The sequence below is a fragment of the Paenibacillus oryzisoli genome (assembly GCF_001653565.1).
Taxonomy (GTDB): Bacteria; Bacillota; Bacilli; order Paenibacillales; family NBRC-103111; genus Paenibacillus_E; species Paenibacillus_E oryzisoli.
On record NZ_LYPB01000076.1, the window covers coordinates 134,390 to 153,928 of the forward strand.

Consider the following 19,539-nt stretch of genomic DNA (forward strand, 5'->3'; position numbering starts at 1 on the left):
GTAAACATAAGGCCATCTGAAGGACGGAAGCGTCCGAATCAGATGGCCTTATTGTGCTTCAATTGGCATGTTGGAGTTGTTTCTCTATTAGATTAACCTTGATCATATGAATCCGTTTGCGGATGTAGAAATCATAGATGGCACCTGTCAATTCCTTTGGTTTAATGCGGTTGTTCGTATCGTTATCTATGATCGTTACCGATCCATCGTCATAAAACTTGAACGTGTAATCGGCATAGTAGGTGTGGGTTTCATCAAGCATCTCATCAATCTGTTCAGGCAAAAGATGGTCAGTGTCACACAATGCCTTATGGTACCAATAATCTCTCTCGATAAAACGAAAATTGTGACTGGGGTTCATCATGTTAACTACCTCCTCATCTAATTGGAACATTTGTTCTTGTTTTCATTATAGCAAACAAGTGTTCGCAATGGAAGAGGAATCTCTGAAAAAAAGGAAATATTTTCATAGAAAGAATGAAAAAAAGCCGTCAATCTCTAAGATTGAAGGCTCTGATCGTTAACAATATGTGCTGTAATGGAAAGTCCGTGCAAGCGGCCGCTTTCAATGAAGATCTCGTTCGCATCATATTTGGAAGAAGCGACTACACCTGCGACATATAGCCCGGGAATGTTCGTTTCCATCGTGTCTGGATTGACCAGGGGTGCGTTCGTTTCTTCATGAAACTGAACACCAATATCCGTAAGCAGCTGTCGATCTGGACGAAATCCGGTTAAGGCAAGTACAAAGTCATTATCCAAAGTGACGTGTTCGCTTCCTTTTCGGACGAGAATAGCTTGTTCGTCTATTCGTTCTACCTGCGAGTCAAACCACATGCGGATGCGTCCTTTATTCACCATGCTTTCAAACAATGGGCGAACCCATGGTTTAATATTGGCTGAAAAATCTTTGCCTCGGTAGACAACAGTTACCTCAGCACCTACGCGGAGTAAATCCATAGCTGCATCCACGGCTGAATTGTTTCCGCCGATAATCGCAACTTTGGCTCCAGCATACGGATGTGCTTCCCTGTAGTAATGCGTCGTTTTGGGAAGTTCCTCACCTGGAATGCCCAGCAAATTAGGGTGATCGAAGTAGCCAGTAGCAACAACGACCTTGTGCGTATTGTAAGTGGCTTTGTTACCAAATTGATCGGACGTAAGGACCTTAAATCCAGAGGCTACTTGCTCAATCCGAACAGCTTCTTCATAAGAGTGTATACGCAACTGCTCTCTGCGAGCGACCTCACGATAATAAACAAGCGCTTCCTGACGGTAGGGTTTGTCGTGTGGAGTCGTAAAGGAATAACCGCCAATCTCTAATAATTCCGGTGTACTGAAAAATTGCAAATACGTAGGATATAAATAAATGGCATTCACGATACAACTTTTTTCTATGAGTAATGGTGACAGACCAGCGCGTTCTAAAGCAACTGCTGCCGATAATCCGCATGGGCCTGCCCCGATGACAATGACTTGTTCCAAATGTGGCAACCTCCTTCAATTCAAGCCTATTAGTCTATAGTAGCTCACGAAATAAGAGATGCCAAGTTTGAATCATCCCGAAAATAAGTCGAATTAACGAAAATAGAGCAGCCTCCGCCTCCTGGAAAGGTACGGAATAACTGCTCTAAACGTATGAAGACGACTATTTTTGATTCAGTTGATTTTCTTCATTATCTTCACTAATATCGTCTTTGGCAAGATTAATGGAAGATGTGCTTGGTGCGTTCTCCAACGTATCATTGACGAAAGCCATATCTTGATTCTCTGCATTCGTATTCGTAGTACCTGTATAGTTGCCTTCATGTTTGTTATTTTCTACCATGGGAGCACTTCCTTTTCATCTGATTTACAGTACTCGGTTAATCTGCGCATAAGAGGAGGATTATATTCCCTTTTTTTAACGTGGTGAGTGAGCAGTGAGAGTCTGTATAGTTCCTTGGGACAAAATCCGCTATAATAAGCGAAGATGAAGAAAAAGGAGAGATGTCAAAGATGAATACGTCTAACATTAAACATATGGTTGTTTTTAAACTCCATGGGGGTAAAAATAACGCAAATGCTGAGCAATTCCTCAAAATCAGCGAGGAAGAGCTAACGACAATACCTGGTGTTGAGCAATTTGAGGTGCTGCGTCAAGTGAGTGCTAAGGCGGATTACGACTATGGTTTCTCTATGGTTTTTGCAAATCAGGCTGCGTACGAAGCTTATAACAATCACCCGGTACATACCCAGTATGTGGCTGAGCGTTGGATGAAAGAAGTCAGCTCCTTCCAAGAAATCGATTTCCAAATTTTCGAGTAAAAGGGAGACGTACAGATGAAAGTACTGAAATTACCCAGGGAAGAGAAAGACGAGCTAATTAGTGATTTGCAGGAACATTTAGATGTCGAGCTAGGGGTAACGGTAGGTCAGATTGCTGCCGAGCAATTAATCGATTACATGATTCAGCAGCTTACAGCTCCTATTTATAATCTTGCCATTGAAGATGCACTGAAAGGTGTTAGAGACCGAATGGCTGTGCTAGAGGACGATCTCTACGCGATGAAAGTTACCAAGCTTACTCGGAGATAACGAAAATTTCTTTGAGCAAGAGCTGCAGATGAGGGAGCGTATGATGAAGAAGTCGGAAGAACAGTTTGATGTGTTTGATGAAAAAAGGAATTGGCTCGGCGTGGCGCCTCGCTCCGAAGTTCATGCCAAGGGACTATGGCATCAGACCTTTCAATGCTGGATTGTCACCTTGAATGACAACGTACCGAAGCTCCTGCTTCAGTTGCGGCATCCTGACAAAGATTTGTTCCCAGATCTTCTGGATATTTCTTGTGCAGGGCATCTCGCTGCTGGTGAAACAGTCGAAGAGGGGACTCGCGAACTCGAGGAAGAGTTAGGGCTCTCCGTTTCATTCGAGGATTTAATCCCCTGTGGTGTATTTGCCGAAGAGGATCTGATTTCGGATACGCTGATAGATCGCGAGTTCTGTCATGTGTTCCTATATCGCTGCGATCAGGCTCTTCGGAGTTATGAACTACAGCCAGATGAGGTGACAGGATTATTCGCTGTGGCTGTTTCGGATTTGAAACAACTCGTTAACGGCGTACGGGCAGAGATTACAGCGACTGGTTTTAAAAGAGGAGTCAATAATGAGTATGAAGATATCGAATGGCCAATTTCGTTAAAAGAAGTGGTACCTCATCCCTCAGCATATTTTGAGCTTCTTTTTCAAAAGTTGAGGGAACAGGGTTGGGAATGAATGAAAAAGAACCGAATCAGTTGATCTGATCGGTTCTTGTCGTGCGTGATGTCCTTTAAGCGAAATAGGCATTCGCAACATAGACATACGCGATGTAACACACGATGGAGAGCCCAATACAGGTGATTCCCCATGCGATTTTTTGCTTAAACAAGAGTAAGAATCCTGCACTGAAAGCGGATCCCATGATAAGCATTGAAATAAAAGTTAGCACACCCATGGAAATGTATCTCCTTACCCTTTGTTTACGTAATCACGAACCATATCCTCAGTAACAAGGGAACGGAGTGGAGAGATACCTTTTTGGGCATGGGCGATAATTTGGGTTGTAACTGCGTTGATGGCATCAACGTTAAATGGCAACCCGCGTTTGCACAGATCAACAGCCGCTTCGATGGCGTGCTCACGCTGTGCATCAAGCTCAGCAAATCGAACGAGATGCAAATGCTGTGCATTCGAATGTTTGGAAATCGCTTCATGTACATTCATGTTAAAGTTCTCCTTTAGTGACTAGATTGTCTTCTAGTATACACGATTGAAAAGCGAAGGAACAGGTTTCCGAACAGAAAACAGATGAACAAATCGTGATCTTTCATTCATTGTGCTAACAATTAATGGCATTAATAAGATAGAGAACTCGGAGTGAACCCCATGAATGTGCTACCTATTACGGCAATACTCCCACAACTAATACATACTTTACAAGAACGCACCTGTGCCATCCTAGTCGCGCAGCCTGGTGCGGGCAAAACAACACAAGTTCCATTAGCCTTATTGGAGGAGGCGTGGTTGCAAGGGCAGAAGATTCTCATGCTCGAGCCAAGAAGACTTGCAGCACGCGCAGCAGCACGATACATGGCTAACCTGTTAGGAGAAGTGGTCGGTCAAACGGTTGGTTATCGGGTGAAAAATGATACACGTGTTGGACCGACTACGCGCATTGAAGTTATTACGGAAGGTGTTTTAACCCGTATGCTGCAGCAGGATCCTGCGCTGGATGGGGTCGGCATCGTCATTTTTGATGAATTTCATGAGCGCAGCTTGCATGCAGACATTGGGCTGGCTTTGAGTCGTCAATCACAAACGCTGCTTCGGGATGACTTAAGGATTCTACTGATGTCAGCAACCTTGGAAGCGCAAGAGATTTCAGCGCTTTTGGACGATGCTCCGATTATTGAGAGTGAAGGGCGAATCTATCCAGTTGATACTCGCTATCTACAACAGAAAGTGATAGGGAGAATAGAACCCGCAGTAGTCGCAAGTATTGGGCAAGCTTTGCAAGCGCATGCTGGAAGTATTCTAGTATTCCTGCCAGGTGCAGCAGAAATCCATCGTGTAGCGAATGGACTGGCAGCGTTGCGATTAGGAGAAGCGGTGCATGTTGCGCCTCTATACGCGAATCTCTCGTTGGAGGATCAAGACCAAGCGCTGGCGGCTGTTCGCACGCCTGGTCATCGCAAGGTCGTGCTCGCTACCTCGATCGCTGAAACCAGCTTGACGGTCGAGGGGATCACGGTCGTAATCGACTGCGGGCTCATGCGTGTACCGCGATTCTCGCCCCGCACCGGTATGACGCGTCTGACGACGGTGCCCGTATCCGTTGCCTCTGCCGATCAACGCAGAGGCAGAGCAGGGCGTCTCGGTCCAGGCGTGTGTTACCGCCTATGGACCGAGACCGAGCAGCGGCAGCTCCCGCCGAGCTCAACGCCCGAGATCCGCGAAGCGGATCTCGCCCCGTTGGCGCTGGATCTCGCCGCCTGGGGCGCGCCAGACCCCGCTGCGCTGGTCTGGCTAGACCCACCGCCTGCCCCTGCGTATCAGCAGGCGCGGGAACTGCTCGTGCAGCTAGGCGCGCTGCACGAGAACGGGGGCCTAACGCCGCACGGCAAGCGTGTCGCGGCGTTAGGCCTGCACCCGCGGCTTGCGCACATGGTGCTGCAAGCCATCCCGCTTGAGCTCGGCGCGCTGGCGTGCGAGCTCGCGGTCATGCTCAGCGAGCGCGATTTCATGCGCGCCGCCGAGAAGGATGCGGATGTGCGCACCCGCATCGAAGAGCTCTGGCGCGCGCTGCGAGGCGACGCGCGCGAGGGTGTGGACCTTGGCTTTTGCCGCCGTATCGCGACGGAGGCCAAGGTCTTGATGCAGTCGCTCGGCGTGCAGCCGAGCGTGAGCTCTGCGGCGGCGAGCGGACTGCTGCTCGCCTTCGCTTACCCCGACCGCGTCGCGCAGCGGCGGTCGGCGGGGCGGTTTACGCTCGCGAACGGCCGCGGGGCCGTGCTGCCGGAGCTGCAGCCTCTCTCGAACGAGCGATATATCGTCGCAGCAGAGCTGGACGATAGCGGAACAGAGAGCCGCATCTATCTTGCGGCTCCTCTACAAGAGGAGGAGCTGTTCACTGCATTTGAAAACCATATCCGCAAGGAGCAAGTGGTAGAATGGGACAGTGCAGTAGGCTCTGTACGAGTGAGAGAGCGGTGGCAGCTAGGTGCGATTACACTCAAAGATAAACCGCTGCATGACCCCGATCCAGACCTAGTTCTTCATACTTTGCTAGAAGGAATACGTTCGGAATCCTTAGATGTCTTGCCCTGGACACGATCAGCGCGTCAATTTCAGGAACGAAGCATCTTTCTACACCATTTTATAGAAAATTGGCCTGATCTTCGGGAAGAAACGTTGCTGACAACCATTGAAACATGGCTAGGTCCACAACTGTACGGGGTCAAAAGTAAAGGCGCATTGAGCCGTCTTAACTTGACAAGCCTATTAGAAGGAATGCTAACATGGGAGCAAAGACGTTCGTTAGACGAATGGGCGCCTACGCACATTCAAGTGCCAAGTGGGTCACGAATTCCCGTTGACTATAGCAACATAGAATCACCGACACTATCTGTCCGGTTGCAAGAGATGTTCGGATTAGCGGATACGCCTCGTATTGCAAAAGGAAGGGTGCCTGTCACGTTGCACTTGTTATCGCCCGCACAGCGGCCGATGCAGGTGACGAAGGATTTGGCTAGCTTTTGGCGGGATGCCTACTTCGAAGTAAAGAAAGATCTCAAGGGCCGTTATCCCAAGCACTACTGGCCGGATGATCCCATGGCAGCCATTCCGACGAACCGTGCAAAACCTAGAACCTGAACCCATGCATACTAGAAAGGAACGGAAGGAGTCATGACCATTCACGATGATACTGCTGAGATCGTTATCTATATGTCAGCTGGTTTTGCAACTGCGTCTAACTTCCTGGATGACTTTGCAGCGAAACTTGTTTGGCGATATGAGCAAGCAGGCAGACGTGTGCGTGTTCATGTGCACTTTCCATACGGTGACTGGGACCGATCAAAGCAAGGTCAGTTGAGCGAGATTGTGCGTGACATGTGGCATAATGCCCATCGCAAGAAATCGGTTCATGGGGGTGAAAGTTTGCTCCAATTGGTCGTTTCTACAATGAGGCAGGGGGAAAAACTGCTTTTCATCGGTCATAGCGCTGGTGCCATAGCCTCTATCTTGGCAGCAAAAGAACTGGAACATCACGGCTGCGATATCCTTGGAGTCATTCAAGTTGGTTCACCGAGATGTGCGATTCCAGCCTCTTTGAAAAACAAAGTGTTATACCTGCATGCTAGGAATCCGCAGAATCAATCTCGCGATCCTATTCCTAGACTGGGAACATGGGGGGGATGGAGCCGAACACGGTTAGGCATCTACGGTTGGAACCGCTCGAAACATGCACCGATTCACCAGCGCATGCTCCCGATCGTCGGGAGTCATGCTGATTATTTTAGAGATCACAATCCCTATATATGGGAACAAGCATCGAATTTACAGACCACCATGAACGCAATTTGGACATGGCTACAAACAATAGAAAAGGATGTTGAACATGATTGAAATTTTGAAAGCAAGTATGGTACATAGCAAAGAAGATGGCTACCTCGGTCATGTGGAATTCAAAGTGGAAGGCCATGAGCATCCTTATGAAATCACGCTTCAAAGCCCAAAAGGCAAAAACGACTGGAGCTATGCCCTTCATTTCCTGCGCGAATCTGGCAAAGAAGAGGATATCGAAGCGGTTGAGGAATTATTAGAGGAAGACGAGTGGTTTGATCTGCTTGTCAACGCTGCGCGAGAAACTGTGGCGAAGTAAATTCACGTTATTGTAGTATGAATAGCAAACAAACAACCGTGCGATCGCACGGTTGTTTGTTTTTGAAACTGCTTTTGCAATGCAACAAAGTGTCCCCCAGATTGATTTCACTGAGACCTCACGGACACCGAGCTAATAATCCTGCTCGACTGCCATACTCCTAACCTCTGGAGTACACTTCACCACATAGCCATGTGACATATTTCAACTAACAATATTTGAAAATTGTCATTTCACATTTGCTGAAAAGAGATTTGCTGTGCGTTCCCTAGTTTCCAGAGCCAGTTTCCTGTTTTCCGTTTCCAATGCCTGTTCATCTCCTCATCCGAACTTCTTGAATAGCAACACGGCATTATGCCCACCGAATCCAAATGAGCTCGACAAGCCGTACTGCAGCTCTGCACGTCGTGCTGCATGAGGTACATAATCCAGATCACACTGTGGATCAGGGTTGTCCAGATTGATGGTTGGAGGGATGAGGTTGTCCTGTAAGGTCTTGATTAGGGCGACGGCCTCGACACCGCCGGCGGCGCCTAGCATGTGGCCGATCATGGATTTGTTGGCGCTGATCGGCACGTTGTATGCGTTACTTCCAAGTAAACGCTTGATGGCCAGTGTCTCGGAGAGATCACCTGCGACGGTGCTTGTCGCATGTGCGTTGATGGTGCTGATCTCCGAGGCGTCGATCCCCGCATCGACCAGCGCTTCGCGCATGGCTCGGTAAGCCCCCGAGCCCTCAGGATCGGTCGCCACGATGTGGTAGGCGTCCGAGGTGGATCCATAGCCGACGATCTCGGCATGGATCCGTGCCCCGCGTCGCTCTGCATGCTCGAGCGACTCCAAGACCAACACGCCGGCTCCTTCGGCGGCGACGAATCCGTCGCGCTGCGCATCGAACGGGCGACTCGCCTGCTCCGGCGCGTCGCAGCGCGTCGACAACGCGGTTGCGTTGCCGAAGCCAGCGAGCGCGAGGTCGGTGACCGTCGCTTCGGCGCCGCCGGCAATCACAGCATCTGCGCCTCCGCGCTGGATGAGCTTAAAGGCCTCGCCAATGGCGTTATTGCCCGTTGCGCAAGCGGTAACGGGAGCCAAGGAAGGCCCTTTGGCGCCGTACAATATGCTAACCTGAGCAGCAGCCATGTTCGCGATCATCATCGGAACAACGGTCGGACTGACTCGGCTTGGCCCTCGCTCAAGCAAAGTCCGATAGTTGTCTAGAATCGTCTGAATGCCGCCGATGCCCGAGCCGATATAGACGCCAATTCGCTCCTCGTTGGAGGCATCAATCACGAGATTAGCGTCTTCGAGGGCTTGCTTAGCAGCTGCAACGGCAAACTGGCAGTAGCGATCCATGCGTCGTACCTCGCGACGTCCAACGGCGGCTTCGGCATCGAAATCCCGAACAACGCCAGCGAAATTCGTTTTGTAATGGGATGTGTCGAAATGCTCAATCGCCGTAATACCAGATTGCCCCTTCGTCAGATTCCCCCAGAATGTATCCACCTGATTTCCTATTGGCGTAATGACGCCCATACCTGTAATAACCACACGATTCATCGCAACGTCCTCCTTTTTTTAATAGAATGTCACACTGCGTATCCTATTACAAGTTACCGTTTATACTGGTATAATGGCTTCTATGATACTAGGTTAAGGAGGAATCACGAGCATGAACACGAAGGAGCGGCTTCAAGAATTATCTAACTTTCTCACGGCACATCGGTCACGTATCCAACCGCAAGAAGTAGGATTATTGGGAGGGAGCAGGCGCCGTACGCCTGGTTTGCGCCGCGAGGAAGTCGCGACAATTGCTGGTGTCAGTACGACATGGTATACCTGGCTGGAACAAGGGAGAGACATCAAAATGTCCGTACAAGTTCTTGATCGCATAGCAATGGCTTTACAACTCAACGAGGATGAGCGGCAGTATTTGTTCAGTTTAGCGTTGGAACAACCAGCGCCAGCAACTTTTGTTGATCAAATACCGACGATAAGTCCAGCTTTGAACCGGATTTTGACGGAGCTACATGATTGTCCCACGATTGTTTCTGATCGCCGGTGTCACATTGTTGGTTGGAATCAAGCTGCTGCGGCTGTCTTTCTAGACTTTGCTAAGCTCCCGGAACTAGAACGTAATATGATTTGGCTACTTTTTACCCGCAAAGAACTGAAATCATTGGCTGTCAATTGGAGTGACTTTGCCAAAGGATTCTTGTCGATGTTTCGTTCATATTATGGTCAATATGTAGGAGATAACTGGTATAGTGAGTTTATTGAGGAATTGAGTGAGCGGAGCAAAGATTTCCGAGCTTTCTGGAATGAAAGTGATGTTAGCACGGCACCAGAAGTTTTCATTGAGTTCCGACACGCCAAGGTTGGGAAAATGTTGTTTGATCTCACAACCTTGCAAGTACAAGGAAGAACGGATCTGAGATGCAGTGTGTACACACCTTCGATCGGATCTGATACGGATACGAAGATTAGGCTCCTGATGAGTAAATTAGGCGAATAACAACTTCACAAGACACGGATATACCGACGGCCTTCGTAGGTTACAATGAGGAGCTTGCGCTGCATCTGTTTGAAGCTGTTGAACGAAATGTCACATTTGTCTATATAAAAGCAATTTACGTCCATTGACTTTTTTTGCTCACATGGGCTAAAGTGAAATCATTGTGTCCGTCCATATTTTGGACAGAGGATAAGCAGTTATTTAGGAGGAGAATGAAGAGATGTCTACCAAAGCATATGAGGGTACGTACAACGGTGAACAAGCGATTTGGCTGCAAGCTGGGCGTTATGAAGCAGTAGTTTTGCCAGATGTTGGGGCAAATCTGATTGCTTTCCGTGATATAGAGAAGGAATACCGTTTCTTGCGTGAGCCTGCACTTGAAGAAATGGAAGCGTTTAAAGAACGTCCAATCATTCATGGGATTCCTGTCTTATTCCCGCCGAATCGTTATGAAGATGGCAAGTTTCCGTGGAAAGGGAACGTATTCCAATTCCCAGTCAATGAACCTAAGACAGGTAATCATTTGCACGGATTTGTACACAATATTCCATGGGTAGTTGAGCATTTCAGCAGTGATGGCCATGAAAGTCACGTTGCATTAGCTCTGCAAGTACGCAAAGGACATTCTGTTCATGAATTTTTGCCATTTGATTTTACAATTCGCTTAGTCTATACCTTGAATGAGCAAGGTTTGCACCAACAGATTTCTGTACATAATGAAGGCAATGTAGCAATGCCGTGCTTGTTGGCGTTCCACACAACGATTAACGCACCATTCGCTGTGAATAGTCAGCCTTCGGATTATACGTTCCAAATGACGATCGGTGAGCGTTGGGCGTTGAACGACCGTATGCTGCCAACGGGTGAGTACCAAGCGCTATCCGCGGATGAAGAGAAAATGAAGACCGGTGGACTGTCGCCATTCTTTGAAAGCATGGATAATCATTATACGAGTGTTCCGCAAAATAGCCGCAATTTCATGGCATTGACCGATGCACGTGAAGGCATCAAGCTCGTGTATGATGTTGGGACTTCTTACAAGCAATGGATGATTTGGAATAATGGCAAAACAGAAGGTTTCTTCTGTCCTGAGCCGCAAATGAATTTGGTTAATGCGCCGAATGTGGATCTGCCCGCAGATCAAATCGGACTTGTTTCCTTGGAACCAGGAGAAGTTTGGGAAGAAACTGCACGTTTATATGCAATCAAAACTACATAATAATCGTGAACGAATTAGGTAGAGGAAGCGCCCCCTTTGAAGCATAGCGTGAATCCGATGGGATGATCAATTTGCTAGGAGGGGGTATTTGCGAGTTGAGGAGTGATAAGGATGGGGAAGTGGGATCATTTAGATCGTGAGCAGATGATTGCCAAAGTCGAGGCATTATTGACTGAGAATGAGAGATTAAAAGCTGAAATTGCGCGTCTGCGCGGTGTTAAGCCTCCTGCATTGGGCTCCATGGAGAGCATGTCAACAAAGCTGAAGGAAGCTTTAAGAGAGTAATTCATACGGTTGAACTAGGTAGTATGTGTCAGTTCGACAAAGTGAAGCAGATTCGCTATAATGAAAACTGGCAAAAGGAGGGAACAACATGAGTGAGATGAACGTAAACGAGACATTACCGGCGAAAACCTGTTCCATCGACCGATTGGTAACGAAGGAAGCGGAGGTAAGCAAAGTTCTTGCGGGACAAAAAACAGCTTGCCGTCGAAATGGACGCTATGCGGATATTGGTGAAACCATGGATCTGCAAGGAACGAGCTTTACAGTAACCAATGTATATCAGCAAGCTCTGGGTGAACTGACAGCTGAACATGCGAAACAAGAAGGTCACGAAACCGTTGATGAGTATCGCGACAGTATTCTGGCTATGCATCCTGGTATGCCTTGGCTGCCACAGATGAAAGTATGGGTACACGAATTTAAAAAAGCCGAATAAAACAAAACCGTGTGGATCCTCGGATTCACACGGTTTATTCACATTACTTACTGATAGAATGGATGATCACATTGTCTTGGTATATTATTATGCTCTATATTCATATTTTCAGCGTTGTACTCAGTATCGGCCCTTATTTCGTCCTATTTCCTCTATTAGCTCTTATTCGTAGAGCGCCATTCGAGTCGCTGCCTGATTATTTAGAGCCGTTTCGGATAACCGTTCGACTGACGAAGCATGCAGGACATGTGTTGGTCGCAACGGGCATTATTCTTACTTGGATTACCGCCTGGAGTTGGAAAACCTCTTGGATTGTCGCGACGGTCCTGATTATGGTTGCTTCGCTTTACTTCATTGCACGTGCCTTCTCACCGCTGTTGCGCCAGCTTAAAGCTCCTCATGAAGATCGCAATACGCTCGTAAACAAGCTGCGTAAAGCACTAATCTGGTATGTGATCATTACACTGGCGATGATGTGGTTCATGGTGTCGAAGCCGACAATTTGGTAAAATACCAAGAAGCAACGTGGTATCCTTCAGAGAAAGATCTCTGGCTAACTTACATTTTTCTAGCTAACATAACGACAAAATTATAAGACTTGTAAACACAGTCGACATCAATAAAGCCAGCGTCGCGAAGCCAGTCAAGCTGCGTATCTAATGGAGCCATTCTGTCCAGCTTCGTACGCTCATAGGCGGCTTGCAGCGCTTCGGGAGATAGATCTGTGGCCTCAATCTTAGCGACCCAATCCGATCGGTATAAGCTATCAAGAAAGGGAGTCTTGCCTAAGACTTGATCGGCATTAACGAAAACTCCGCCTGGCTTTAGTAGGTGGAAAATTTGAGCATACAGGGCTTTCTTAGCCTCATCCTCCAAATGATGAATGGAGAGGGAAGAGACAATGGCATCATAAGGCTCTGCATCCGCAAAGGTTGAATAATCCCCAACAAGGTAAGTCACTTCTGAAGCGCCAGCATCTGCAAATCTATCCTTGGCAATATCCAGCATGCCTGGCGACAGGTCAATCAAAGTTAACCTCGCTTCTGGGTACCTACGTAGCATATACGATGAGAATAATCCCGTTCCAGCACCTAAATCAAGGATACGTGGCGCTTTCTGCTCTACTTGGACCAAAGAAGCGGCTGTATTGTAAAAATCATCAAAGCTAGGAATCAATTTTCTGCGTTGGCTGTCGTACTTTTGAGCAATTTCATCGAATTTAGTTAAAATATGATGGTTAGTGTTGTCGGTCATGCGCCTTCAGCTCCATTTCCAATACTTGGTTAAGGTGATCTATACCCTTAGTGTATAGGGCATCCGGAAAAAAATCCAAGATGTAAAAGCACTGGAGTTATAGGTAAAAACTATTAAGGTTTAGTTTCTTATTTGTTTATTTGGTTGAATTATGCTCTAATTCGTCTCAACAGTACGTTAATGACCTCGGAGAACACCAGCCCAATAGCAATTGCGCCAGACAGTAAAAAAGCTTTTGCAGCGAGCTGCACAGCGACATCATAATGATTTTGAACGACATTGCGCATGGCGTCATAAGCTAGACCGCCTGGGACCAGCGGGATAATGCCAGAGACACTGAATACGATGACGGGTGTTTTATATATTTTCGCAAAAAATTGAGAAATAATCGTGACCACAAAGGATGCAATGAGGGTGGCTACGATGGGATCCAGATACGCCTTTTGAAAAGAGAAATAGAGCATCCAACCGATCATCCCAACAAACCCGCATTGGACAAGCGTTCTGCGAGGTACATTGAAAATGATGCCGAATGCGGACGTCGAAATGAAGCTAGTAACGAGCTGCTCCAACATGTCCATGCTAGAACCCCTTTCCTGGATAAAGTGTCAGTACAAAAGCAATGCCTGCACCGATGGCAAATGCGGTTAAGAAGGCTTCTGCTCCTTTGGAGACACCGGATACGAAATGACCTGCCATTAAATCACGTACCGCATTGGTGATAAGCAGACCTGGCACAAGGGGCATGACCGAGCCAATAATAATCTTATCGAGATTATGACCGAGTCCTGTTGTGACGGTTACATAGGCAATAATGCCAATGATTAAGGATGCAAGAAATTCAGCGAAAAATTTGATGGGAACTAATCGGTGGAAAAAAGTGAGTGAAATCGTACCCGCACCACCAGCAAGGAACGCTGGGAAGAAATCGGACCACGTACCTTGAAACATGATAAGAAAACAACCGCTAGCCATCGCAGCGGCTAATGCCTGCAACCATGCGGGATATCTACGTGTATCGGCACTTAAAGCTTCAAGTTCCTGATACGCATCTGTCGGTGATAGCTCTCCTCGACTGATTCTGCGCGAAATGGCATTCACCACCGTGACTTTCCGTAAATCGGTCGATCGAGAAGAGATGCGAATGAGGCGGGTCGTCTGCTCAGGACCATCAATGGAGAAAATGATGCCAGTCGGCGTGACAAAGCAATGCGAATTCGGAATACCAAAAGCTTCGGCCACATGAGTCATCGTATCTTCAACCCGATAAGTCTCGCCGCCATTTTCCAACATGATTTTACCAGCGAGTAAACACACTTGTGCGATTTCATAATTCGTCGCTGCAGGGGGCTGCGCCATGTAATCCGTATCCTTTCCAACTAGCCAATAATTGACCTAAGTATAAATCAAATTGGCTGCGAATGAAAATGAGTGAAGGGCGCGTCGGTGATGAGATTAGAAAGTGAAAAGAATGAGAACAGGATGAGATAGGGGCAAATTTTTGTTTGTTTATGATATAATGCTGGGATAAAAAGGAAGGCATACTTGAAACAGAGACTTGGGGGCTACAAATGGTTGCAAGCTATTTCTTAACCGATTTGGATGGAACCTTGCTGAGTTCCCATGCCAAGCCATCAGACCTTACGATTGATGTCATCACATCAGCACTAGAGCAAGGGATAGTCATTAGTTATGCCACAGCACGGAGTTACCAGAGTTCGCAGGCCGTCATATCAGCAATCCCGTGGCGATATCCGCTCGTACTGTACAATGGGGCAATGTTGTTTGATCCCATAGAGAAGCGGGTTATTGGTGGTCGTTGGCTGGATTGCGAGCGAAGTAACGCGATTATTGGGATGGGAAAAAGATATGGTATCACACCACTGCTGTTTGCACTAGATGAGCAGGACAATGAGCGGGTACATCATGAAAAGTTGGGACGTACAGGGGACCTTCAATTCTGGAATAGTCGCCCCAATGATCCGAGATTTCGAGAGGTAGACGAGCTCTGCAGTACGGAAGCACTTCGAACGCTAATGCTGACGTATATCGGTCAGTTGGAGGAGCTTGTACCTTTGAAAAATGCCGTCCAAGACGTGATGGGGTCAGAGGTTCACATTCATTTGGTAAAGGATAACTACATTGCCGATCACTATTTCCTGGAGTTCAGTCATCCAGAAGCAAATAAGGGAATGGGCTTGCGGTTATGGGCTGATCTTGTTGGTTGTACGACGAAGGATGTGACGGTGTTCGGCGATAATTTGAACGATACCGGCATGTTCCTTGAGGCAGGTCGTAAAGTTGCAGTGGCGAATGCGCATCCTGATCTTTTGCTGCTTGCGGATGAGATCGTCTTAAGTAATGACGAGGATGGTGTGGCTTTATATCTAGCTGCTGCTCGATCGCGAGTGGGCACCTCTGAATGAGATTGGGCAAGTTGCAGATGAATTGGTAGTCCGAGTGTACATGTAAAGGGAGTGAATTCTATGGCTAGGTACATCGCTATGTTGCGTGGAATCAATGTGAGTGGTCAGAAAATTATTAAAATGGACAGGCTTAGACAGCTATTCGAATCGATGGCTTTTAGAAATGTAAGTACCTATATTCAGAGTGGTAATGTGATTTTTGATGGGGATGAGTTGGATGCTGCAATCCTACGTGATCGGATCGTTCATGAGTTGAAGGAGCAGCTGACGTTTGACATTTCGGTAATTATTCGTACCCCTGAAGAGCTGCAAGAAGTTGTTCAGAACACACCGTATGCGACTATCAAAGCAGATGAGAATGAACAAAGGTATGTTACCTTTCTATCGCAAGTTCCGTCAGAAGCGGCACTTGCCAAGCTAGCTGCGGCGCAGAATGAAGTAGACGAATATACGGTTAAGGGATTAACTGTGTATCTACTCATTCGCAAGAACTATGGCGACTCCAAATTCAGCAACAATTTTATTGAGAAAAAGCTTGGAGTGGCTGCGACCACTAGGAATTGGGAGACGGTGAATAAGTTGATTCAGTTAGCGGATTACTCACCAAGTACCAAATAGTCAGGAAAAGTCGACTCAATTTCGCATAAACGCTCGTTAAAACTTATATAGTCCGATTTAATCGATCTAAATCGCCCAGAATCACCCTCACAAGAGGAAGTTGGCTAATTAGTTGGGTTAAATCGGACTAACGCTACTCATAAGAGGTTCATGCATGTTGGGATATATTGCATATTTGACGAGTTGATAGGGGAGGCTTAGGAGATCAATCCGTGAACATCCGTGTTCAGTTAGAGGTAGGCGACCTAAGATGAACCTTTGGAAGAATAAACTAGTTGTGCTATTCGCTGCACTCACCCTGGCGTGCTTCGCCACGCCAGTGAAGGCCAAGCACGGGGTCTCCATCCCCGTGCTGAACTACCACAGCATCGGGGTGGCCCCGGGGAACACGTACGTGCTCCACCCCGATACGTTCGCGCGCCAAATGGACTATTTGGCAGCGCATCACTACACCCCGCTGACGCTGGCCGAATTCGCCAGCGTCCTCTCACAGAAGATGCCGTCACCTGCTCACCCCGTGCTGCTCACGTTCGATGACGGCTATGCCAACAATGCGGAGGTGGCGTTGCCCATCCTCCAGCAACACGGCTTTCCGGCGACGATCTATGTGTCGACGGGTCTAGTCAACACGCCAGGTTATCTGACCTGGCCGCAAGTTCGGCAACTGAGCGCAGCAGGGTGGGATATTGCGTCGCATACCGTGACGCACCCGCATCTGCCCCAGCTCAGCAAGAAAGCCCAGCGCGAGGAGATACTCGCCGCGCGCGCTAGAATTGAACAAGAGCTGGGGAAACCAGCGGATACGTTTGCTTTTCCATATGGCGAGTACAACCGTACGACTATGCGTATTTTACGAGGGGCGAAATTTCGCTACGCCTTCACCACGCAGCCCGGCAGGGCCTCGTCCGATCAACCTCCCTTGGAGCTGCATCGCATCGTTGTCGACAGCCAGAAACCATTTGAAGATTGGGTGGAACAATTGTCAGAACCCATACCACACTAGATGATCTTTTCCAGTATCGGTAGGATAGATTGGAATTACTCCTATGTTCCAGTGGATAGGTATTGGATTTATGACGATTCGAGTTTACTAGTGAATTTACCCAGAATTTTGAGTATAATCGTATACAGAGTAATTACTGCTCTCACTAAAATATGTCGTTTAAGGAGTCTACAATGTCAAAAACACTTATTTTCGGACATAAAAATCCGGACACTGATTCGATCACATCCGCAATTGCGTATGCTGCACTGAAAACTAAACTAGGTCAAGAAGTAGAAGCAGTTCGTCTTGGTTCCGTAAACGGCGAAACGCAATTCGCGCTTGATACTTTTAAAGTAGCCGCTCCACGAGAAGTTCAAACCGTTGCTAACGAAGCAACTCAAGTTATCTTAGTTGACCACGTTGAGCGCCAACAAAGTGCTAGCGATATCGATCAAGTACGTGTAGTGGAAGTCATTGACCACCACCGTATCGCTAACTTCGAGACTAGCCATCCGCTTTACTACCGTGCGGAGCCGGTTGGTTGCACAGCAACGATTTTAAATAAATTGTACAAAGAAAACGGTGTTGCCATTGATGCCGACATCGCTGGTTTGATGCTTTCTGCTATCATTTCTGATTCCTTGTTATTCAAATCCCCGACTTGCACAGAGCAAGACGTTGCTGCAGCACGTGAACTTGCTGCTATCGCAGGTGTTGACGCTGAAGTGTATGGTCTGAACATGCTGAAAGCTGGTGCAGATCTAAGCGACAAAACGGTCGCGCAATTGATTTCATTGGACGCCAAAGAGTTCCAAATGGGTAGCTACAAAGTAGAAATCGCACAAGTTAATGCAGTTGATGTGAACGATGTTATTTCTGGGCAAGGGGAAATTGAAACGGCGCTTCAGGCTATCATCGCCGAGAAAAATCTAGACTTGTTCTTGTTCGTTGTAACGGATATTTTGAACAACGACTCCGTAGGTCTTGCGCTTGGACGTAAAGCAGATGCTGTTGAGAAAGCTTACAACGTAACGCTTGTTGATAACAAAGCCGTACTTAAAGGCGTTGTTTCCCGTAAATCGCAAATCGTACCTGTACTTACTGATGTTTTCAATAATCTGTAGGATACATATCTAAGGTAAATTCAAGCACCGTTCATGTTGATGGACGGTGCTTTTGGCTATATCCTCAACTTTTGGTATGATAAGAGGATACTTTGAGAAAGAGGTGGCATTCCACATGACAAATAACAATCAAGCCGTACATTCAGATAAAGCGACGTTTGCAGGGGGATGTTTCTGGTGCATGGTGACACCATTTGAGTCCCTGCCTGGCATTATTTCTGTGGTATCCGGTTATATTGGCGGGCACACAAGCAATCCGACGTATGAAGAAGTTTGCTCCGAGACGACGGGCCATGCAGAGGCTGTGCAAATTACATTTGACCCTGAACTGTATCCGTACGAGAAACTGCTGGAAACATACTGGCGCCAGATTGATCCAACCGATGCAGGTGGACAATTTCATGATCGCGGATCTTCCTATCGTACGTCGATTTTTGCCCATAGCGATGAGCAGTTAGCCAAAGCGGAAGCATCCAAACAAGCGCTGCAGGATAGCGGCCGATTCGACCGTCCAATCGTTACCGAAATCGTGCGCATAGATGCTGAAGCCTTTTATCCAGGCGAAGACTACCATCAGGACTATCATCACAAAAATCCACTTCGCTATAAAGCATACCGCAAAGGTTCAGGGCGCGATGCGTATATATCACAATATTGGAATACGGCCAAGGATAAAGAAGAGCGTAAGAAAAAGCTCACGCCAATCCAGTATGAGGTGACACAAAATAACGCGACAGAACGACCTTTCCAGAATGAATTTCACGACCACAAAGAGGAAGGTCTCTATGTCGATATCGTTTCTGGAGAGCCGTTGTTCACATCCATCGATAAATTCGATTCTGGCTGCGGTTGGCCGAGTTTCACTAAGCCATTATTCGAAGGACATGTGAAAGAAGTAAGTGATACGAGTCATTTCATGATACGGACAGAGGTTCGCAGTACTGAGGCGGATTCGCATTTGGGTCACGTTTTCAATGATGGTCCGGGTCCCAATGGTCTTCGTTACTGCATCAATTCGGCTTCGTTGCGATTCATTCCACTGGCTGACTTGGAGAAGGAAGGCTACGGGGCATACCTGCGATTCTTCGAGCAGAAGTAAGGCAATACAGGTAAGTAGGAGAGAATGATTATAGTTATTTTATCCTCGGATGCCCCTTGACGTTAACCTGCTTCAGTGGGTATTATGAGTTCCATAATCACATATGAAGTTATGATCAAAGACATGATTTTCTTCACGAACTGCCCAGAGAGAGAAGTATTAGCTGAAATCTTCTCCT

The 19,539-nt window shown here is 47.3% G+C and carries 25 protein-coding genes; 16 read left to right on the forward strand and 9 right to left on the reverse strand.

The genetic code is table 11. The features are described 5' to 3' along the window. Nucleotides 1-58: 58 nt before the first annotated feature. The 3 genes from A8708_RS21690 to A8708_RS21700 all read right to left on the reverse strand — a co-directional run bounded on the left by A8708_RS21690 (nt 59) and on the right by A8708_RS21700 (nt 1,828). A complete protein-coding gene (locus A8708_RS21690) occupies nt 59-364 on the reverse strand; it encodes a hypothetical protein (protein WP_239696790.1) in 306 nt (101 codons plus the stop codon). A 134-nt stretch (nt 365-498) separates the two neighbouring features. Then, nucleotides 499-1,485 carry a YpdA family putative bacillithiol disulfide reductase gene (locus tag A8708_RS21695; RefSeq protein ID WP_068667293.1) on the reverse strand — a complete coding sequence of 329 codons (987 nt, stop codon included), beginning with the start codon at nt 1,483-1,485 and terminating at the stop codon, nt 499-501. Between the two features lie 163 nt (nt 1,486-1,648). Continuing rightward, the gene (locus A8708_RS21700; protein ID WP_068667294.1) at nt 1,649-1,828 is read right to left on the reverse strand and encodes a hypothetical protein; all 180 of its coding nucleotides are present in this window, start codon (nt 1,826-1,828) and stop codon (nt 1,649-1,651) included. A 170-nt stretch (nt 1,829-1,998) separates the two neighbouring features. Between A8708_RS21700 and A8708_RS21705 the strand changes: the two genes are divergently transcribed. Genes A8708_RS21705 through A8708_RS21715 form a run of 3 tightly spaced genes read left to right on the forward strand, consistent with a single transcriptional unit; the run spans nt 1,999 to nt 3,256 of the window. Next, nucleotides 1,999-2,307 carry a Dabb family protein gene (locus A8708_RS21705; RefSeq protein WP_068667296.1) on the forward strand — a complete coding sequence of 103 codons (309 nt, stop codon included), beginning with the start codon at nt 1,999-2,001 and terminating at the stop codon, nt 2,305-2,307. 15 nt (nt 2,308-2,322) lie between these two features. Continuing rightward, a complete protein-coding gene (locus A8708_RS21710; protein WP_068667298.1) occupies nt 2,323-2,577 on the forward strand; it encodes a DUF2164 family protein in 255 nt (84 codons plus the stop codon). A gap of 40 nt (nt 2,578-2,617) precedes the next feature. Then, nucleotides 2,618-3,256, forward strand: a complete 639-nt coding sequence (locus A8708_RS21715) for an NUDIX hydrolase (RefSeq protein WP_068667300.1) — start codon at nt 2,618-2,620, stop codon at nt 3,254-3,256. 55 nt (nt 3,257-3,311) lie between these two features. On the opposite strand, the gene A8708_RS35570 is transcribed toward A8708_RS21715, so the two are convergent. Both A8708_RS35570 and A8708_RS21720 read right to left on the reverse strand, forming a co-directional pair. Further along, on the reverse strand, nt 3,312-3,476 hold the full coding sequence (locus tag A8708_RS35570) for a hypothetical protein (protein ID WP_157264941.1): 165 nt from the start codon (nt 3,474-3,476) through the stop codon (nt 3,312-3,314). Nucleotides 3,477-3,490: 14 nt separating this feature from the next. After that, nucleotides 3,491-3,745 carry a YpbS family protein gene (locus tag A8708_RS21720; RefSeq protein ID WP_068667302.1) on the reverse strand — a complete coding sequence of 85 codons (255 nt, stop codon included), beginning with the start codon at nt 3,743-3,745 and terminating at the stop codon, nt 3,491-3,493. 162 nt (nt 3,746-3,907) lie between these two features. Between A8708_RS21720 and hrpB the strand changes: the two genes are divergently transcribed. Genes hrpB through A8708_RS21735 form a run of 3 tightly spaced genes read left to right on the forward strand, consistent with a single transcriptional unit; the run spans nt 3,908 to nt 7,403 of the window. Then, nucleotides 3,908-6,394, forward strand: coding sequence for an ATP-dependent helicase HrpB (gene hrpB / locus A8708_RS21725; protein WP_068667304.1), 2,487 nt, complete (start codon nt 3,908-3,910; stop codon nt 6,392-6,394). Nucleotides 6,395-6,427: 33 nt separating this feature from the next. Then, a complete protein-coding gene (locus tag A8708_RS21730; RefSeq protein WP_068667306.1) occupies nt 6,428-7,147 on the forward strand; it encodes a hypothetical protein in 720 nt (239 codons plus the stop codon). Next, nucleotides 7,140-7,403, forward strand: a complete 264-nt coding sequence (locus tag A8708_RS21735; RefSeq protein WP_157264943.1) for a hypothetical protein — start codon at nt 7,140-7,142, stop codon at nt 7,401-7,403. Before A8708_RS21730 ends, A8708_RS21735 begins: the two co-directional genes overlap by 8 nt. Nucleotides 7,404-7,724: 321 nt before the next feature. On the opposite strand, the gene fabF is transcribed toward A8708_RS21735, so the two are convergent. After that, a complete protein-coding gene (gene fabF, locus A8708_RS21740) occupies nt 7,725-8,960 on the reverse strand; it encodes a beta-ketoacyl-ACP synthase II (RefSeq protein WP_068667310.1) in 1,236 nt (411 codons plus the stop codon). A 112-nt stretch (nt 8,961-9,072) separates the two neighbouring features. Here fabF and A8708_RS21745 point away from each other — a divergent pair, with 112 nt between their 5' ends. From A8708_RS21745 to A8708_RS21760, 5 genes are all read left to right on the forward strand, one after another. Next, entirely contained in the window at nt 9,073-9,915 is an 843-nt protein-coding gene (locus tag A8708_RS21745; protein ID WP_068667312.1) for a helix-turn-helix transcriptional regulator, read from the forward strand. Nucleotides 9,916-10,135: 220 nt separating this feature from the next. Then, nucleotides 10,136-11,134 carry an aldose 1-epimerase gene (locus A8708_RS21750; protein ID WP_068667314.1) on the forward strand — a complete coding sequence of 333 codons (999 nt, stop codon included), beginning with the start codon at nt 10,136-10,138 and terminating at the stop codon, nt 11,132-11,134. Between the two features lie 111 nt (nt 11,135-11,245). Next, nucleotides 11,246-11,419 carry a hypothetical protein gene (locus A8708_RS35575; RefSeq protein WP_157264945.1) on the forward strand — a complete coding sequence of 58 codons (174 nt, stop codon included), beginning with the start codon at nt 11,246-11,248 and terminating at the stop codon, nt 11,417-11,419. Nucleotides 11,420-11,507: 88 nt separating this feature from the next. Further along, on the forward strand, nt 11,508-11,855 hold the full coding sequence (locus tag A8708_RS21755; RefSeq protein ID WP_068667316.1) for an ASCH domain-containing protein: 348 nt from the start codon (nt 11,508-11,510) through the stop codon (nt 11,853-11,855). Nucleotides 11,856-11,944: 89 nt separating this feature from the next. Then, the gene (locus A8708_RS21760; RefSeq protein ID WP_239696791.1) at nt 11,945-12,364 is read left to right on the forward strand and encodes a DUF2269 family protein; all 420 of its coding nucleotides are present in this window, start codon (nt 11,945-11,947) and stop codon (nt 12,362-12,364) included. Nucleotides 12,365-12,413: 49 nt separating this feature from the next. On the opposite strand, the gene A8708_RS21765 is transcribed toward A8708_RS21760, so the two are convergent. From A8708_RS21765 to A8708_RS21775, 3 genes are all read right to left on the reverse strand, one after another. After that, nucleotides 12,414-13,109, reverse strand: a complete 696-nt coding sequence (locus A8708_RS21765) for a class I SAM-dependent methyltransferase (protein ID WP_068667320.1) — start codon at nt 13,107-13,109, stop codon at nt 12,414-12,416. A gap of 149 nt (nt 13,110-13,258) precedes the next feature. Continuing rightward, the gene (locus A8708_RS21770; RefSeq protein ID WP_204787610.1) at nt 13,259-13,690 is read right to left on the reverse strand and encodes a threonine/serine exporter family protein; all 432 of its coding nucleotides are present in this window, start codon (nt 13,688-13,690) and stop codon (nt 13,259-13,261) included. Nucleotide 13,691: 1 nt separating this feature from the next. Next, a complete protein-coding gene (locus tag A8708_RS21775; RefSeq protein ID WP_068667321.1) occupies nt 13,692-14,468 on the reverse strand; it encodes a threonine/serine exporter family protein in 777 nt (258 codons plus the stop codon). 212 nt (nt 14,469-14,680) lie between these two features. Here A8708_RS21775 and A8708_RS21780 point away from each other — a divergent pair, with 212 nt between their 5' ends. The 5 genes from A8708_RS21780 (at nt 14,681) to msrB (ending at nt 19,361) form a co-directional block, all read left to right on the forward strand. Beyond that, entirely contained in the window at nt 14,681-15,535 is an 855-nt protein-coding gene (locus A8708_RS21780; protein ID WP_068667323.1) for an HAD family hydrolase, read from the forward strand. 60 nt (nt 15,536-15,595) lie between these two features. Further along, nucleotides 15,596-16,153 carry a DUF1697 domain-containing protein gene (locus A8708_RS21785; RefSeq protein ID WP_068667325.1) on the forward strand — a complete coding sequence of 186 codons (558 nt, stop codon included), beginning with the start codon at nt 15,596-15,598 and terminating at the stop codon, nt 16,151-16,153. A gap of 250 nt (nt 16,154-16,403) precedes the next feature. Further along, nucleotides 16,404-17,156 carry a polysaccharide deacetylase family protein gene (locus A8708_RS21790; RefSeq protein WP_068667327.1) on the forward strand — a complete coding sequence of 251 codons (753 nt, stop codon included), beginning with the start codon at nt 16,404-16,406 and terminating at the stop codon, nt 17,154-17,156. 173 nt (nt 17,157-17,329) lie between these two features. Next, complete coding sequence (locus tag A8708_RS21795) at nt 17,330-18,262, forward strand: manganese-dependent inorganic pyrophosphatase (RefSeq protein ID WP_068667329.1); 933 nt, start codon at nt 17,330-17,332, stop codon at nt 18,260-18,262. A 115-nt stretch (nt 18,263-18,377) separates the two neighbouring features. Next, on the forward strand, nt 18,378-19,361 hold the full coding sequence (gene msrB, locus A8708_RS21800; protein ID WP_068667331.1) for a peptide-methionine (R)-S-oxide reductase MsrB: 984 nt from the start codon (nt 18,378-18,380) through the stop codon (nt 19,359-19,361). The last annotated feature ends 178 nt before the right edge of the window (nt 19,362-19,539 follow it).

Coding starts and splice junctions, on each gene's coding strand:
- A8708_RS21690 (WP_239696790.1), bottom strand. CDS start 364: ATGATGAACCCCAGTCACAATTTTCGTTTTATCGAGAGAGATTATTGG.
- A8708_RS21700 (WP_068667294.1), bottom strand. CDS start 1,828: ATGGTAGAAAATAACAAACATGAAGGCAACTATACAGGTACTACGAAT.
- A8708_RS21705 (WP_068667296.1), top strand. CDS start 1,999: ATGAATACGTCTAACATTAAACATATGGTTGTTTTTAAACTCCATGGG.
- A8708_RS21710 (WP_068667298.1), top strand. CDS start 2,323: ATGAAAGTACTGAAATTACCCAGGGAAGAGAAAGACGAGCTAATTAGT.
- A8708_RS21715 (WP_068667300.1), top strand. CDS start 2,618: ATGATGAAGAAGTCGGAAGAACAGTTTGATGTGTTTGATGAAAAAAGG.
- A8708_RS35570 (WP_157264941.1), bottom strand. CDS start 3,476: ATGGGTGTGCTAACTTTTATTTCAATGCTTATCATGGGATCCGCTTTC.
- A8708_RS21720 (WP_068667302.1), bottom strand. CDS start 3,745: ATGAATGTACATGAAGCGATTTCCAAACATTCGAATGCACAGCATTTG.
- hrpB (WP_068667304.1), top strand. CDS start 3,908: ATGAATGTGCTACCTATTACGGCAATACTCCCACAACTAATACATACT.
- A8708_RS21730 (WP_068667306.1), top strand. CDS start 6,428: ATGACCATTCACGATGATACTGCTGAGATCGTTATCTATATGTCAGCT.
- A8708_RS21735 (WP_157264943.1), top strand. CDS start 7,140: ATGATTGAAATTTTGAAAGCAAGTATGGTACATAGCAAAGAAGATGGC.
- fabF (WP_068667310.1), bottom strand. CDS start 8,960: ATGAATCGTGTGGTTATTACAGGTATGGGCGTCATTACGCCAATAGGA.
- A8708_RS21745 (WP_068667312.1), top strand. CDS start 9,073: ATGAACACGAAGGAGCGGCTTCAAGAATTATCTAACTTTCTCACGGCA.
- A8708_RS21750 (WP_068667314.1), top strand. CDS start 10,136: ATGTCTACCAAAGCATATGAGGGTACGTACAACGGTGAACAAGCGATT.
- A8708_RS35575 (WP_157264945.1), top strand. CDS start 11,246: ATGGGGAAGTGGGATCATTTAGATCGTGAGCAGATGATTGCCAAAGTC.
- A8708_RS21755 (WP_068667316.1), top strand. CDS start 11,508: ATGAGTGAGATGAACGTAAACGAGACATTACCGGCGAAAACCTGTTCC.
- A8708_RS21760 (WP_239696791.1), top strand. CDS start 11,945: ATGCTCTATATTCATATTTTCAGCGTTGTACTCAGTATCGGCCCTTAT.
- A8708_RS21765 (WP_068667320.1), bottom strand. CDS start 13,109: ATGACCGACAACACTAACCATCATATTTTAACTAAATTCGATGAAATT.
- A8708_RS21770 (WP_204787610.1), bottom strand. CDS start 13,690: ATGGACATGTTGGAGCAGCTCGTTACTAGCTTCATTTCGACGTCCGCA.
- A8708_RS21775 (WP_068667321.1), bottom strand. CDS start 14,468: ATGGCGCAGCCCCCTGCAGCGACGAATTATGAAATCGCACAAGTGTGT.
- A8708_RS21780 (WP_068667323.1), top strand. CDS start 14,681: ATGGTTGCAAGCTATTTCTTAACCGATTTGGATGGAACCTTGCTGAGT.
- A8708_RS21785 (WP_068667325.1), top strand. CDS start 15,596: ATGGCTAGGTACATCGCTATGTTGCGTGGAATCAATGTGAGTGGTCAG.
- A8708_RS21790 (WP_068667327.1), top strand. CDS start 16,404: ATGAACCTTTGGAAGAATAAACTAGTTGTGCTATTCGCTGCACTCACC.
- A8708_RS21795 (WP_068667329.1), top strand. CDS start 17,330: ATGTCAAAAACACTTATTTTCGGACATAAAAATCCGGACACTGATTCG.
- msrB (WP_068667331.1), top strand. CDS start 18,378: ATGACAAATAACAATCAAGCCGTACATTCAGATAAAGCGACGTTTGCA.